This window comes from Mesorhizobium sp. B2-7-1 (assembly GCF_006440735.1).
Classification (GTDB): domain Bacteria; phylum Pseudomonadota; class Alphaproteobacteria; order Rhizobiales; family Rhizobiaceae; genus Mesorhizobium.
In genome coordinates, this window is the sequence record NZ_VFUA01000055.1 from 29,307 (window position 1) to 43,582 (window position 14,276).

The following is a 14,276-nucleotide window of genomic DNA, read 5'->3' on the forward strand; positions in this document are numbered from 1 at the left end:
CGTGGATCCGTATGTCCTGAAGACACTCAACGAAGAACGCCGCGCCCGCCGCGCCGCGGTGCTGGTCACCGATCTCGGCGACGGTCGCGACCGCATCGTGCGTGAGGGCGACCATGTCGCCGGCGATCTCGGAGCGGCCATCGCCAATGCGTTCCGCACCGGCAATTCGAGGTCGGTGGATGCTGAAGGGCGGAGCTTCTTTCTCAACGCGCATCTGCCGCGCCCGCGCCTGGTGGTGATCGGCGCGGTGCATATCAGCCAGGCGCTGGCGCCGATGGCCAGGATCGCCGGCTATCCCGTCGAGATCATCGATCCGCGCACCGCCTTCGCCACCCCGGAGCGCTTTCCCGACGTCGCGCTGCATGCCGAATGGCCGGAGGATGTGCTGAAGCGCGCGCCGCTCGACAGCTATACCGCGCTTGCGGCCGTCACCCACGATCCGAAGATCGACGATTTCGCGCTGAAGGCTGCGCTTGATGCCCGATGCTTCTATGTCGGGGCGCTCGGCAGCCGCAAGACCCACGCCAAGCGCGTCGAACGCCTGCTGGCGCTGGGCGCCGGCGCCGACCAGATTGCCCGTATCCACGCGCCGATCGGCCTCGACATCGGTGCGGCAAGTCCGGCCGAGATCGCTGTTGCCGTGCTTGCGCAGGCGATCCACGCCTTCCGCTCGCGCGGTCTCGAAGCAAAAGGCGCCGTGGCGTGAAATTCGGACCGGTTCCGATCGACGAGGCGGAAGGCGCGGTGCTGGCGCATGCGACCACCGCCGGTGAAAAACGGCTCCGCAAGGCGCACCGGCTGAGCGGCGAGGATGTCGCGGCACTCAAGGCGGCGGGCGTCCGTGAAGTTGTCGCGGCGGTGCTTGCCGAGGGCGATCTCGGCGAGGATGCCGCCGCCGCGAAGATCGCCGCCGCCATGAGCCACCGCAACATCGAGGTCAAGCCGGCCGCGACCGGGCGGGTGAATTTGCATGCGGAATCCTCGGGCGTCTTTACCGTCGACGCCGGTATGATCGACGCCATAAACGCCGTCGATCCGGCCATCACCATCGCGACGCTGGCGCAGCACGCCCCGGTCGAGAAAGGCCAGATGGTGGCGACGGTGAAGATCATCCCCTTTGCCGTTGCCGCAAACCTGGTGGACAGCGTGGTGAGGGTCTGCGCCGGCCGCGAGATCTTTGCCGTCAACGCCTATCGCCCCATCACTGTCGGCGTCATCCAGACGGTGCTTCCGGGCGTCAAGCCGAGCGTGCTCGACAAGACGCTGCGGGTCACCGAGGCGCGGCTGGCGCGTTCCGGCGGCCGGCTGACGGCCGAACGGCGCACGCCGCACGAGATTGCGCCCGTCGCGGCGGCCGCGACCCAGCTGGCGCGCGACAACGACATGGTGGTGATTTTTGGGGCATCGGCGATGAGCGACTTTGCCGACGTCGTGCCGGCCGCGATCGAGCGCGCGGGCGGTACCGTCGTTCGCGCGGGCATGCCGGTCGATCCCGGCAATCTGCTGGTGCTCGGAACGCTCGACGGCAAGCGCGTCGTCGGCGCCCCGGGATGCGCGCGCAGCCCGAAGGAGAATGGCTTCGACTGGGTGCTCGATCGCCTGATTGCCGGGCTCGAGGTGACGGCGGGCGATATTGCCGGCATGGGTGTCGGCGGGCTTCTGATGGAAATCCCGACCAGGCCGCAGCCGCGCGAGCCGGCGTCGCAGCCGGCAAGGTCGGCGCTGAAGGTCGATATCGTGCTTCTGGCCGCCGGCCGTTCGAGCCGCATGGGCGGGCCGAACAAGCTTCTGGCGCTGTTCGACGGCGAGCCGCTTGTGCGCCGCACCGCCGGGCGGGCGTTGGGCTCGAAGGCAGCCAGCACCATCGTCGTCACCGGCCATCAGCGCGAGCGCGTGCGTTCCGCGCTTGGCGGCCTTGAGGTGGAACTCGCCGACAATCCCGACTTCGCCGATGGCCTGGCTTCGTCCTTGAAGGCGGGCATTGCGAAGGTCGCGCCCGACGCGGCCGGCGCCATGATCGTGCTCGGCGACATGCCCGGCGTTTCGTCGAAGGACCTCGACAGCCTGATCGATGCGTTCCGCCGCGCCGGCGGCCAAGCCGTGGTGCGCGCCTCGCACCAGGGCAAGCGCGGCAATCCGGTGCTGTTGCCGCGACCGCTTTTCGCGGCGGTTGCGCAACTCGAAGGCGATACAGGCGCGCGGCATCTGGTCGAAGCCGAGGGTCTCGACGTCATCGATGTCGAGATCGGGCAGGGCGCCTCGATCGATGTCGACACGCGCGAGGCGCTGGAAGGGGCGGGCGGCGTTCTGCAGGATTGACAAAGCAGAGCCGAATTTCGCATGGCTCTCGGTATGTCTTTCCGTTTCCAACGTCTCTTTGCCTTGATCGCCGTGACGGCGCTTTCTCTTTCGGTCGCCGAGGGGCAGACGCTTTCGCTGAAGTCGTTCAAGGACGACCTCTTCGCTTACCCGGCGACACTGTCGACCGGCGACAATGGCGCCTACACCGTGCTGGACTATCGCGAGATGCGCGACATCAACCAGCGCGACGAGGTGCCGGAAAAGCGCGTGCGTGCGCAATATACCGATCCCGGCGTGCGCAAGGTGCAGCAGGACCTGATGCTGAAGACGGACGCCGGCGATGTCAGGCATGTCGCGGTCGGCAGGATTGAAGGCGCTTCCATCATCGTGCTCTACCTGCACGGGCAGGGCGGCAGCCGAAAGCAAGGTGTCGACGACTTCACCTTCGGCGGCAATTTCAACCGCATCAAGAACCTGATGACCGCCAATAACGGGCTCTATCTTTCGCCGGATTTCCCCGATTTCGGCGACAAGGGCGCGGCGCAGGTCGCGGCGCTCATCGGTCACTATGCCGAGACATCGCCGAACGCGAAGATCTTCGTCGCCTGCGGCTCGATGGGCGGCATGATTTGCTGGAAGCTCGCAGCGCGCAAGGATACGGGCGGCCGCATCAATGGGCTGCTGCTGCTCGGTTCGCTGTGGGACGACAGCTTTCTGACCAGCCCCGCCTTCAAACGCCGCGTGCCGGTGTTCTTCGGCCAGGGAAGCCATGACGTGGTCTTCCCGGTGGAAAAGCAGGAAGCCTTCTTCCGCTCGATCCTCGCCAGGAAGTCTTATCCGACACGCTTCGTGCGCTTCGAGACCGGCACGCATGGCACGCCGATCCGCATGGTCGATTGGCGCGGCACACTGAACTGGATGCTGACGAAGGCGCCCTGACTCCTGCGCCGAGGCTCAAGGCGCCGTGTTGTAGTCGATCACGGTCTGCGGATTCATCTCGCCGTCATAAGAGGCATCGACGTCATACTGGACCAGCGAGAAATCGCCGTTGCGGAAGAGATATGTTCCCGATGACGAGGCATCTCCCACACCACGCCATTTGTCGGATGTGGTGATGGTTTTGGTGTTGTCGTCGTAGTCCGAGTTGGTCGCCCAGCCGCTGGTCTTGAACCCGATGATGTGGATCGACTCGACCTTGCCTTCGCTGTTGTTGTTCTCATAGCGGATGTCGAGATCCGGCTCGGTGAACTGCAGCTGGGTGACGCCGTTGACGTCATCGCCGATGTAGTAGACCGCCGTCTCGTTATAAGCGGCCATCGAACAGAAGAAGCGGAACAGCCGCGTCTCCCGCTCCGGGTCGCTGGGCTGGGCGTCCTTGTCCTTGTAATGGATGGAATGCGCCTCGGGCTCGCCGATCGGCTTGCCGTCCGGATCGTGCTTGTCGCACTGGTCACCATAGGTGGCGAGGAAAGCCTTCTTGGCCTGCTCCAGCGCCTCGTCCTTCTTCGGCGGCGGCGGGCCGTCGCCGCAGCTTGCCGGAACGGCGCTGTCGAAATCCTCGGTCGAGGGCTTCAAGGCGCCCTTGTCGATGAAGATCGGCTGAAAGGGCGGTTCCTGGATCTGCGCATTGACCTGGCGGACCGTGTAGCAGCCGGCGAAAACCTTGGCCTCGCCCTTCTTGTCGGTGGCCTGGATGGCGACTGGGACACTGTAATAGATGCTGCCGGCCGCGCCCTCGTCCGAAACGGCGCCGGTCTTGACGTCGACGGTGTCGGTGCCGTCATAACCCTTGACGAAAGCGTTGAAGTCCTTAGCCGGCTTCGTATCGCCGAAATAACCCCAGGCGCGGGCGAACTCGTGGCGGTTGATGGCGCTGTAGAGCGAACGGATGACCGCATCGGCGCTGGACCTGTCATCGATATAGGGCGCATCGGCTGCGAGCGCCGAGTGGCCGATACTGGAAAGGGAGAACAACGCAGCCGCTGCGAGAAAGACGTGTCTCATCGGGAATCTCCGCTCGATAACGAAAATACTACCACGGCGATTGCGGCGGCGCGGTGACGTGGGGACACGAGCGCTTGAAGAATCGTGGCCGGAGGCGCTAGGTCACGGCCCGCGGCGCTGGGGCCGCCTTGGGAGATTACCCGTGACCATTTCCATGTACGACATTTCGGTGGGCGTCTTTTCTGCCCGGCTCAAGGCGCTTGCCAGCGTCCTGACGGCGGCGGAGCAGAATGCCGGCGAGCGCAAGATCGATCCGCAGGTGTTCCTCAACGCGCGGCTGTCGCCTGACATGTTCGCTCTGACCAGGCAGGTCCAGATCGCCACCGACCATGCCAAGGGCGCGCCGTCGCGGCTGGCCGGCCGCGAGGTGCCGAAATACGAGGACAATGAAGCGAGCTTTGCCGATCTGCAGGCTCGGATCGCCAAGACGCTCGATCATCTGGCGACGTTCACGGCGGCCGATCTGGAGGGGTCGGAAGACAGGACGGTCGAGTTAAAGCTCGGCGGACGCGAAGCCACGCTGCCCGGCCTGCAGTACCTGCTGCATGTGGCGATGCCGAATTTCTACTTCCACGTCACGACCGCCTACGACATCCTGCGCCACAATGGCGTGCCGCTCGGCAAGCAGACGTTCCTCGGAAATCGCTGACTTTTGAATGGTTTGGAGGTTTCCCAGGCGTCCTGGGAAACCTCTTTGGTCCAGCTCAGCTCAGCGGATCGACATTTCGCGCGCGACGCGCGGAAAATCCGCTGGCTTGATGCCGATATCGGCGCGGTCGGCATTGCTCATCGCATTGAGAAGCGCGAGCGCCGCGCGGTAACGCTGGTGTTCCTGCGGCCGCGGCCGAGCGAACATTTCAGTGAAGAACCCCATGACTCAATAGCCCCTGTTGGTCCTCCCGACTCCACGGTATAGGTGATTTGTTAAAAATTGTGCAGTGCAGCAATTGCATGGCTGCCATGCCGGATGAAATTTTTTCTGTCACAATCGGCTTTTCGTGAAACTTTCGGGCGGGCTCGACCGTAGGCACCGGTGCCGGCTCATGGCTGGCTTTTTCCTCGCCACTCCTGGCGAAACTGCCGGGCTGCACGAAAGTGCGGTCCGGCTTTTTGTTGTCGATGGCCGCCAGCCGGGCATAAAGCCGGCAATTGTTAACGTCGCCAGCATTCATTTTTAACGAGAGCGCCCTATGTTCGCGGCATCAACGCATGCCGTCATCATAGGGGGAGGCTGAGATCGGCACCGGGAACAAGCTCGATTTCGCTTCGTTGCTCGACGACCTGATCGTCGCCTCGGAGAAAGGCGAGGAAGAGGGCGCCCGGCCATCGATCCCGTTCGACTATCTGTCGGTGGCCGATGAATTGCATTCCGGCCGCATCAAGGTCGCCGGCGAGAGCGTTGCCGCCGAATATCGCGAGTCTGGCGCCGATCTTGCCGCCGAGTTCGCGGCACTTCTCGACCAGGCGAAACTGGCGCTGGCCGGTGAAGAGCACCGGCCGGAGGAGAAGCTGCCGCCGATCGATCCCGAAGCGATCGCTGGCGAACTCGGTCTCGACCGTCCAGCCAAGAACGCCGATTTCGGCCGCATCCGCCGCAACTTCGCCTTTGCCAACCATCCGGACCGGGTCGCGCCGCATCTGCGCCAGCGCGCCATGATCCGCATGCAGGTGGCCAACATGCTGATCGACGAAGCCAAGCGGCGGGCGTTGGCCGGGGCCAGGCGGTAGTCCCCCGGCTGGAGCTTCTCCAATATTCGTCATCCTTTGGGCGTAGCGACGCGAAGCGGAGCGCAGACCCAAGGATCCATGCCGTGACCTTCAACGCAAAATGCAACGGTGTAGAATTCTGTAATCGCTGCAACGTCTTAGCGTAACGGAATGGATTCTAGGGTCTGCGCGCGTCGCTTCGCTCCTTGCTCCGCCCTGGAATGACGAACTGACTGACGCTTCGGCCAGTCTCGAAACTGGGCGACTTTGCAAAACGCAAGCGTTTTGCTCTATGTTCAACTTCCTCCCCGCGCTGTCCGCGCAACCTCCCGCCGGAGAAACCCCATGCATAAACGCCGCCTCGGTCGGACCGATCTCCTTGTTTCGCAAATCTGCCTCGGCTCGATGACCTGGGGTCAGCAGAACAGCGAGGCCGAGGGCCATGCCCAGATGGACCTGGCGTTCTCGCGTGGCGTGAATTTCATCGACACGGCCGAGCTTTACCCGATCCCGCCCAAGGCGGAGACGCAAGGGCGCACCGAGAAGACCATCGGCAGCTGGATGAAGGCCAATCGCAACCGGGACAAGGTCATCCTTGCCTCGAAGGTGGTCGGCCGCACGGCCAACGCGTGGTTCCGCGGCGATCGTCCGTCGAAGCTGGTGCGCGCCGACATCTTCGACGCGGTCGAGAAATCGCTGGCCAAGCTCGGCACCGACTATATCGACCTTTACCAGATCCACTGGCCGGACCGGGACATTCCGTGGGGCTCGAATCCGACGCGCGTCGGAGCGGTGGCGCGGCGGGCGGATGCGGCAGGCGCTCCGGGAGACGAGACGCCGATCGCCGAAACGCTCGCGGTCTTCGAGGAACTGGTGAAGGCCGGAAAGATCCGCCATCTCGGCCTCTCGAACGAAAGCTCCTGGGGCGTCATGCGCTTCGTCTTCGAAGCAGAAAAAGGCAAGGGTCCGCGCGTCGCCTCGCTGCAGAACGCCTACAGTCTCGTCAACCGTACTTTCGAGGTGAACCTTGCCGAGGTCTGCGAGCGTGAGGAGATCGCGTTTCTTCCCTATTCGCCGCTGGCGCAGGGCTATCTCACCGGCAAATACAATCATGGCGCGCGGCCGCAGGGCTCGCGCTCGCAGCTCTTCAACCGCAGCCAGCGCTACGAGACGCCGAATACCGCGGAAGTGCTGCTGGAATACACCGAGCTGGCGCGCTCCTTTGGCCTGGAGCCGGCGCTTTTCGCCAACGCCTATGTGGCGAGCCGGCCCTTCGTGACCGCGAACATCGTCGGCGCGACCACCATCGCGCAGCTCGAGATGGCGCTGTCCTCGGCCGGCGTCACCTGGACCGAAGAGATGCAGAAAGCGGTCGACGCCATCCATCAGCGTGTCGGCAATCCGTGTCCTTGAGCGGGAATCGTTAAAAAAACAAAGGGGTGGAGACGATGGCAGAGTTTCCGATCGAGACCGTGCGCGGCAGATTTCCGGCGCTTTCGCTGGTCGATGACGGGCGCCGGCGCATCTATCTCGACAATCCCGCCGGCACGCAGGTGCCGCTGACGGTGGCGGACGCGGTGTCGCGCTGCCTGCTGTCGACCAACGCCAATCTCGGCGGTTTCTTCGAAACGGCGGTCGCGGCGCAGCAAGTGGTCGACAGGGCGCATGCCGCGATGGCCGATTTCCTCAATGCCGCGAGTGTCGAGGAGATCATCATCGGCGCCAACATGACGACGCTGACCTATCACATGTCGCGCACGCTCGGCCGGACGATGAAGCCGGGCGACGAGATCATCGTCACGCGCATGGACCACGAGGGCAATGTCTCGCCCTGGCTGCAACTTGCCGAGGATCTCGACCTGGTCGTGCGCTTCCTGCCGTTCAACGAGCGGAGCTGGCAGGTGGAGGAGGCGGCGCTCGAGGCGCTGCTTTCGGAAAAGACCCGGCTTGTCGCGCTGAACTATGCATCCAACCTCACCGGCTCGATCAATCGGGTGAAAGCGCTCACCGAGATCGCCAAGCGGGCTGGCGCGCTGGTCTATGTCGATGCCGTGCAGTTCGCGCCGCATGGGCTGATCGACGTGCAGGAGCTCGGCTGCGATTTCCTGATCTGCTCGGCCTATAAATTCTTCGGGCCGCATATGGGCATATTGTGGGGCCGCCGCGACGTCCTCGACGGCCTTGAGCCTTACAAATGCCGCTGCTCGTCGAACGTCCTGCCCGAGCGGTTCGAGCTCGGCACGCCGCAGATCGAGCTGATGGCCGGGCTGACGGCGGCAATCGACTATTTCGCCGATCTCGGCGCTTCCGCCGGCGAGGGTGGCTCGCGGCGGCAACGGATCGCCAAGGCGTTCGAAGTCTCGATCGCTTACGAGAACGCGCTGGCCCGGCAATTGATCGAAGGCCTGTCCGATATAGAGGGCCTGGTCATCCACGGCATCACCGATCCGGAACGCCTTGCCGAACGGGTGCCGACCATTTCCTTCACCGTCGTGGGCATCGCGCCGGAAACGATCGTGCGGCAGATGAATGCGGAAAATATCTTCCTGTGGTCAGGCCACAATTATGCGTGGGAGGTCGTCCACCAGCTCGGCATTCCGGCCGAACAGGGCGTCGTGCGCATCGGCATTGCGCATTACAACACGGCGGCCGAGATCGAGGAGACGCTGGAAAGCGTGCATCGCGTTATCGCGATGCTGAGGCAGGAACGGTCCTGAGTTAGCTCTGCTTGCCGCCGAAGCCGGTGAGGAAGGCGGTGAGGTTGTCGCCGAGCGCATCGCAGAGATAGCCGCCTTCCTGGACGATGACCGTCGGCAGGCCGAGCCCGGCAATCGCTTCGCCGATGCGCGAGAAGCCCGGCGTCGTCACCGACAGGCCGCCGAACGGATCGCCTTCGAAAGCGTCGAGGCCGAGCGCTACGACCAGCGCTTCCGGCGCGAAGGCGCGGATGCGCTGGAAGGCTGCCGATAGCGCTTCGAGAAAGGCCGCGTCGCCGGATTTGCGCGGCAGCGGCAGGTTGAGATTGTAGCCGAGGCCGGGACCGTCGCCGCGTTCGTCGGCATGACCCCAGAAGAACGGATAGAAGCGCACCGGATCGGCATGCAGCGAGACGGTCAGCACGTCGGGCCGGGCGTAGAAGATGCCTTGCGTGCCATTGCCGTGGTGCAGGTCGACATCGAGGATGGCGACGCGGGCAGCTTGCTTGCGCAGCACCTGCGCCGCGACCGCCGAATTGTTGATGAAGCAGAAGCCGCCGGCGACATCGGCGAAGGCATGATGGCCCGGCGGGCGGCAAAGCGCATAGGCCGAAGGCGCGCCGGCCATCACCGTCTCAGCGGTCTCCACCGCGCTCCAGGCGCTCCACAGGGCGCTGTTCCAGGTCTCGGCCGAGATCGGGCAGGCGGTGTCGGCCATGTGGTAGCCGGCCTGGCCGACCGCCGAGGCCGGATAGGAGCCGTTGCGGGCGATCGGGTGAATGTTCGGGATGACCTCCGCCGAAGCGCCTTCGATGCGCTGCCAGCGCGTGAAAATGTGCTCGAGGAAGTCGAGATATTCAGGCGTATGCACCGCCGCGACCGGGCCAAGCCCATGATTCCCTGGACGTTCGACCGTCAAGCCGGCCGATATTGCACCGGCTAACAATCTTTCGATCCGCTCCGGCTTTTCCGGGTTGGGCTGCGGCGCGCCGCTGGAGAGGAAGGCCTTGGGATCATGGCGTTTCTGCTCCTCGGCATAGAAGGCTTTCATCGTCATTCCTCCGGCATATCGGCAAAGGCGAAGAAGGCATCGCCGACGATCTTCTGCACCTGTTCGTAGCTCGACCAGCCGATGCCTAGCTTTTCATAGAAGGCCTTGGCGGTTTCGTTGTCGGTGTCGACGGACAGCCTCAGATAGACGCCGCCCGCCGCGCGGCACTCACTGGCCACGCGCCGCAGCAGTTTCTCGCCGATCCGGCGGCCGCGAAAACGATCCTCGACGTAAAGATCCTGCACATAGACGCCGGGACGGCCCATCCAGGTCGAGAAGATCGGGAAATGCAGGCAAAGCCCGGCGAATTCGCCGTCGATCTCGGCGATCACGGTCGAGAAGGCGGGCTTTTCGCCGAAGCCATAGCGGCGAAGGTCGTCGGGCGTCGAGGTGATTTCCTGATGCGCGCCGATATAGGTGCCGAGGCGCAGCAGGGCGGCGTGGATGGTTTCGACGTCGTCGATGCGGCCGGGGCGGAGGGTGATTGGTGCCGGCATCAAAACACCTTTCTCACCCCTCCACCGGCAGGTCGAGTTCCTCCGCCAGCGCTTCCAGGGAGTCGCCGATGATGGCGATCATCTCGCCGATCTGCTCTCTGGTGATGATCATCGGCGGCGCCACCATGAAATTGTCGCCGTCGACGCCACCCTTGACCTTGCGGCCATAGATGATCAGGCCGCGCGCATAAGCATGGTCGAGCAGGCGCTGCGTTGCCTTGCGGGCCGGGTCGATCGGCTTCAAGGTCTCGGGATCGGCGACCATTTCGGCGCCGGTGAGCAGGCCCTTGCCGCGCACGTCGGCGATGAAGGGGAAGCGCTTTTGCAGGCCCTTCAACTCCGCCATCAGCACATCGCCCATGGCGGCGGCGTTGGCGATGAGATCGAGCCGGTCCATCTCACCAAGCACGGCGAGGCCGGCCGCGCAGGCCAGCGGATTGCCGGCATAGGTGTGGCCGTGCTGGAAGCCGCCCGAGGCAAGCAACGGTTCGACCAGACGCATCGGCGCGGCCAGCGCGCCAAGCGGCGCGTAGCCCGAGCCCAGCCCCTTCGAGAGCGCCACGATGTCGGGCCTGCAGTTCCAGTGGTCGCCGCCGAGGAACTTGCCTGTCCTGCCGGCGCCGCTCATCACCTCGTCATGGATCAGCAGGATGCCGTAGCGATCGCAGATTTCGCGGATGCGCGCATAATAGCTGTCGGGCGCGACAAGGGCTGCGGTCGCAGCACCGCCGATCGGCTCCATGATGAAGGCCAAAACGCTTTCCGCGCCTTCGGACTGGATCTTTTCCTCCAGCATGTCGGCGTAGCGGACGCCGCGCTGTTCCATCGAGAGATTGTCGCGGTCCCGCCAGGCGGTGGGCGCCGGCACCGTCGGCATCACCTTCATCATCGGCGTGAAGCTCTCGGCCAGCGCATCGTCGCCGGTGACCGAAAGCGAGCCCAGCGTGCCGCCGTGATAGGACGGAAAGCGGGTGATCACCTTCCAGCGCTTGGGCTGGCCGGTGACGACCGCCCATTGGCGGGCAAGCTTGATGCAGGATTCGGTCGCTTCCGAGCCGCCGGAAACGAAGAAGATGCGGTCCATGCCTTCAGGGAGCTTTCCGGCCAGTTCCCGCGCCAATTCCTCGGCTGGTTCGTTCTCGAAATGCAGCCGGTAGGCGAAAGTGGTCTTGTCCATCTGCCGCTTCATGGCGTCGAGCACGTTGCGATTGGAATGGCCGATATTGGCGACCATCGGCCCGCTCGAGCCGTCGATGAAGCGGCGGCCGTCCTTGGTCCAGAAATAGATGCCCTCGGCGCGGTCGACGAGCGGCCGCCGCAGGCTCGACAGATAGAACAGATGCGATGGCGGCCGTGCTTCGATTTCGGGCGAGGGCTTGGCTTGGGACTTCGACATGTCAGGACTTTCCGAGATAGCGGTCGAGAACATTTTTCGTCACGCGTTCGACCATCGCGTCCTGCCTTAGCAGGCCGGCGACCCATTCGCAGCTTCCGGCGTGGAAGACCTCGCCCTTGCCGCGTGGGAAATTGACGATCATGCCGTTGCCGCGCTTGACCTTGTCGAGATTGGCGTCGCTGGCCTCGCCGAACAAGGTCTCGGCGGTGAAGCGACCGTCCTCGTCGGTGAGGAACTGGTCCTCGCTCGGGATGTCGGCGCTTTCCTCGACCTGGCTCGCCATGCCGACGGCCAGCACCTGGAGCCCGTCCGGGGCGCCGCTATCAGCCGTCGGGTAGGGCAGGCCGCCGCGAATCTCGAAATCGAGCCCGTCGACCTCATAGCCGTAGACATGGCTGTCGGCGCCGAGCAGGTCGCCATAGTAGATGCCGGTGCCGGCGAAGGCCCAGTGCTCCGGACGATAGACCGGAAAGCCGCGCACGCCGCGCGGCGCGCAGCCGCCCCAGCCGGCATAGACGCCCCGCGTCGCGTTGAGGCCGAAGGTGGCGCTGCCCGGACGGCCGATCTCGGGCGCCTCCCAGGAATTGGTGGCGCGGGTGACGTCGCCGCCGCGATAGGCGGGGTCCTCGGCGCGCGCCTTGTATTTGTAGCAGACCTGGCGGCGGCCCTTGTCCTCCAGCCTGGTCTGCCACATGAAATTGCCGGCGAAGCGCGCCGCATGGCCGCCGCGCTCGATATAGTCGTCAACGGCGTCGCGCATCTCCCAGGTCCAGTATTCGTCATGGCCGACGAAGACGACGCAGTCGTAGCCATCGAGGATATCGGGCGAAAAATGGAGGTCGTGCTGGCTGGCGAGATCGACCTGGTAGCCGGCGCGTTCGGCGAAGCGGAAGAAGTGGCTGTCATAGCTCGCCCAGCCGGAGGAGGCATATTTCTTCGAATGTCCAGTGGCGAAAGCCCATTCCATATGCGGATAGCGCGGCACGGTCTTCGGCGGCACCGCGACTTCCAGCGGCACGCGCGGCGCATCCTTGGGCAGGACGACGAAGCCGCGGCACCAGGGGCGCTCAGTCGACACCGTCGTCGCGTACTGGTCGCGGTTCGGGCCGGTGATGCCCTGATAGTGGTTGGAGCCGCCCCAGGTGTTGTAGGCAAGCCAGGTGCCGGTCGCGGCGACCTGCAGCAGGCGGCCAGCTTTTCGGCCAGGCAGGGGCGCGACGATGAAGAGATGATGGCTATGGATCGGCTTGCCGTCCCGGCCGTCGGCCGAAAGTGTGACGCGATAGGCACCGGATGGCCAGTCGTCGCCGACGCCGAATTCGAACGACGCTTCCCAGCCGCAGCCATCGACCGAGCATTGGTCGGGCGTGTCCTGCCAGCGCGCCGACAGACCACGTTTCTCGAAGACCTTGGTTTCAGCCGCTCCGTCGCGGACGATGACGATGCTGAATTGCGGCATTGTTGAGCTCACATGGAGCGTCATCGTATCGCCTGGACGATAGGAAAAACGGTCGCTGTAGCACCAGATCTCGCCGCTCGAGCCATCCATCCCCGGCCATTCGTAATAATGGCCGCGCACCGCTTCGCGACGCTGCTCGGGCGTCAGCCCGAAATCGGGGAATTCGGTGGGCAGTTGCGTCAAGGAACACCTGAGATCACGAGGCCGTCATTGAGACCATTGGCCGGCCGAGCGTCAAATGGAAAGCATCGGGCCAGCGCGCCTTGCGCTTGGCGATATCCGGCAAACGAGTTACTTCATGCTGACGCGATGTTCCAACGCCGGGAGCCGACATGCTGCGGGTGCAAAAGGTCAAGGTCGACGACATCTACGTGCCGACGGCGCGGCGCAAGACGCTGCATCCCGACACCGTGCGCCATCTCGCCGAGGATATTCTCGAGAACGGCATGAAGACACCGATCCAGGTGCGGCACGACGGCAAGCGCCACATACTGGTCGAGGGGCTGCATCGGCTCGAAGCCGCGAAATGGCTGGGCGAGACCGAGATCGACACCTATCTCGTGCAGGCCAAGCGGCATTGATTTCTCGTCGGGGACGGGCCTATCACCGTTAGCGATCGCGTCCCATCAAAGCTTTCTGATTGACGCCGCCGTGCCGGCGGCTAGAGCGTTCCGACACTCACGAACAGGATGCTTACCATGGCGAAATATGAGGGCGGATGCCTGTGCGGCGCGGTGCGCTATCGTGCGGAGGCGGAGCCGATGAACGAGCGCGTCTGCCATTGCCGGATCTGCCAAAGGGCAATCGGCGCCGCTTTCAACGCGCGGCTCCTGTTCAGCATCGACGACGTGGCCATCGAGGGGCCGGTGGCGACGATCAATTCCACGCCTGACCTCCAGCGCGGCTTCTGTCCGGTGTGCGGCACGACGATGTTTTCACGCCGCGACTCCAGGGGCATTCTCGGCGTCACCTCCGGCTCGCTCGACGACCCGTCTCTGTTCAAGCCCGACATGCATTTCTGGACCGCTTCGAAGCAGCCCTGGGTGATGCTCGACGACGGCCTGCCGCAATATGAAGGCGCGCCGCCGGTGTAGCTTCTTGCCTTCTCCCCTTGTGGGAGAAGGTGGCCGCGAAGCGGCCGGATGAGGGGTGTTCCAGGGAACAC

16 protein-coding genes are annotated in these 14,276 nt (G+C 64.4%); 9 read left to right on the plus strand and 7 right to left on the minus strand.

The features are described 5' to 3' along the window. Window position 1: 1 nt before the first annotated feature. From FJ471_RS20240 to FJ471_RS20250, 3 genes are read left to right on the plus strand one after another with little or no spacing between them, the layout of a single operon-like run. Entirely contained in the window at window positions 2-706 is a 705-nt protein-coding gene (locus FJ471_RS20240) for an XdhC family protein (RefSeq protein ID WP_140806202.1), read from the plus strand. Then, window positions 703-2,319 carry a molybdopterin-binding/glycosyltransferase family 2 protein gene (locus FJ471_RS20245; RefSeq protein WP_140806207.1) on the plus strand — a complete coding sequence of 539 codons (1,617 nt, stop codon included), beginning with the start codon at window positions 703-705 and terminating at the stop codon, window positions 2,317-2,319. Before FJ471_RS20240 ends, FJ471_RS20245 begins: the two co-directional genes overlap by 4 nt. 33 nt (window positions 2,320-2,352) lie before the next feature. Next, window positions 2,353-3,240, plus strand: a complete 888-nt coding sequence (locus FJ471_RS20250) for an alpha/beta hydrolase (protein WP_140806212.1) — start codon at window positions 2,353-2,355, stop codon at window positions 3,238-3,240. Between the two features lie 15 nt (window positions 3,241-3,255). Here the strand turns inward: FJ471_RS20250 and FJ471_RS20255 are convergent, their stop codons facing one another. Then, entirely contained in the window at window positions 3,256-4,305 is a 1,050-nt protein-coding gene (locus FJ471_RS20255; protein ID WP_140806218.1) for a DUF1176 domain-containing protein, read from the minus strand. 142 nt (window positions 4,306-4,447) lie between these two features. Between FJ471_RS20255 and FJ471_RS20260 the strand changes: the two genes are divergently transcribed. Continuing rightward, entirely contained in the window at window positions 4,448-4,954 is a 507-nt protein-coding gene (locus tag FJ471_RS20260; RefSeq protein ID WP_140806225.1) for a DUF1993 family protein, read from the plus strand. Window positions 4,955-5,014: 60 nt separating this feature from the next. Here FJ471_RS20260 and FJ471_RS20265 read toward each other — a convergent pair whose 3' ends face one another. Together FJ471_RS20265 and FJ471_RS20270 are read right to left on the minus strand one after the other, a co-directional pair. Beyond that, window positions 5,015-5,179 carry a DUF1127 domain-containing protein gene (locus FJ471_RS20265; RefSeq protein WP_140806231.1) on the minus strand — a complete coding sequence of 55 codons (165 nt, stop codon included), beginning with the start codon at window positions 5,177-5,179 and terminating at the stop codon, window positions 5,015-5,017. Further along, entirely contained in the window at window positions 5,163-5,477 is a 315-nt protein-coding gene (locus tag FJ471_RS20270) for a hypothetical protein (RefSeq protein ID WP_140806237.1), read from the minus strand. Before FJ471_RS20270 ends, FJ471_RS20265 begins: the two co-directional genes overlap by 17 nt. Window positions 5,478-5,574: 97 nt before the next feature. Here FJ471_RS20270 and FJ471_RS20275 point away from each other — a divergent pair, with 97 nt between their 5' ends. From FJ471_RS20275 to FJ471_RS20285, 3 genes are all read left to right on the plus strand, one after another. Further along, a complete protein-coding gene (locus tag FJ471_RS20275; RefSeq protein WP_140806245.1) occupies window positions 5,575-6,033 on the plus strand; it encodes a hypothetical protein in 459 nt (152 codons plus the stop codon). A 324-nt stretch (window positions 6,034-6,357) separates the two neighbouring features. Next, entirely contained in the window at window positions 6,358-7,425 is a 1,068-nt protein-coding gene (locus FJ471_RS20280) for an aldo/keto reductase (RefSeq protein ID WP_140806252.1), read from the plus strand. 35 nt (window positions 7,426-7,460) lie between these two features. Beyond that, the gene (locus FJ471_RS20285; RefSeq protein ID WP_140806259.1) at window positions 7,461-8,729 is read left to right on the plus strand and encodes a cysteine desulfurase-like protein; all 1,269 of its coding nucleotides are present in this window, start codon (window positions 7,461-7,463) and stop codon (window positions 8,727-8,729) included. Between the two features lies 1 nt (window position 8,730). Here the strand turns inward: FJ471_RS20285 and FJ471_RS20290 are convergent, their stop codons facing one another. From FJ471_RS20290 to FJ471_RS20305, 4 genes are read right to left on the minus strand one after another with little or no spacing between them, the layout of a single operon-like run. After that, window positions 8,731-9,759, minus strand: coding sequence for a histone deacetylase family protein (locus tag FJ471_RS20290; RefSeq protein ID WP_140806266.1), 1,029 nt, complete (start codon window positions 9,757-9,759; stop codon window positions 8,731-8,733). 2 nt (window positions 9,760-9,761) lie between these two features. Next, window positions 9,762-10,256 carry a GNAT family N-acetyltransferase gene (locus FJ471_RS20295; RefSeq protein ID WP_140806273.1) on the minus strand — a complete coding sequence of 165 codons (495 nt, stop codon included), beginning with the start codon at window positions 10,254-10,256 and terminating at the stop codon, window positions 9,762-9,764. A gap of 13 nt (window positions 10,257-10,269) precedes the next feature. Next, window positions 10,270-11,652: an aspartate aminotransferase family protein gene (locus tag FJ471_RS20300; RefSeq protein WP_140806280.1), complete on the minus strand. Its 1,383-nt coding sequence runs from the start codon at window positions 11,650-11,652 to the stop codon at window positions 10,270-10,272. A gap of 1 nt (window position 11,653) precedes the next feature. Further along, on the minus strand, window positions 11,654-13,294 hold the full coding sequence (locus FJ471_RS20305; protein WP_140806287.1) for a N,N-dimethylformamidase beta subunit family domain-containing protein: 1,641 nt from the start codon (window positions 13,292-13,294) through the stop codon (window positions 11,654-11,656). Between the two features lie 149 nt (window positions 13,295-13,443). Here FJ471_RS20305 and FJ471_RS20310 point away from each other — a divergent pair, with 149 nt between their 5' ends. Both FJ471_RS20310 and FJ471_RS20315 read left to right on the plus strand, forming a co-directional pair. After that, window positions 13,444-13,692, plus strand: coding sequence for a ParB N-terminal domain-containing protein (locus tag FJ471_RS20310; protein WP_140806295.1), 249 nt, complete (start codon window positions 13,444-13,446; stop codon window positions 13,690-13,692). A gap of 117 nt (window positions 13,693-13,809) precedes the next feature. Beyond that, window positions 13,810-14,205, plus strand: coding sequence for a GFA family protein (locus FJ471_RS20315; RefSeq protein WP_140806301.1), 396 nt, complete (start codon window positions 13,810-13,812; stop codon window positions 14,203-14,205). Window positions 14,206-14,276: the final 71 nt, after the last annotated feature.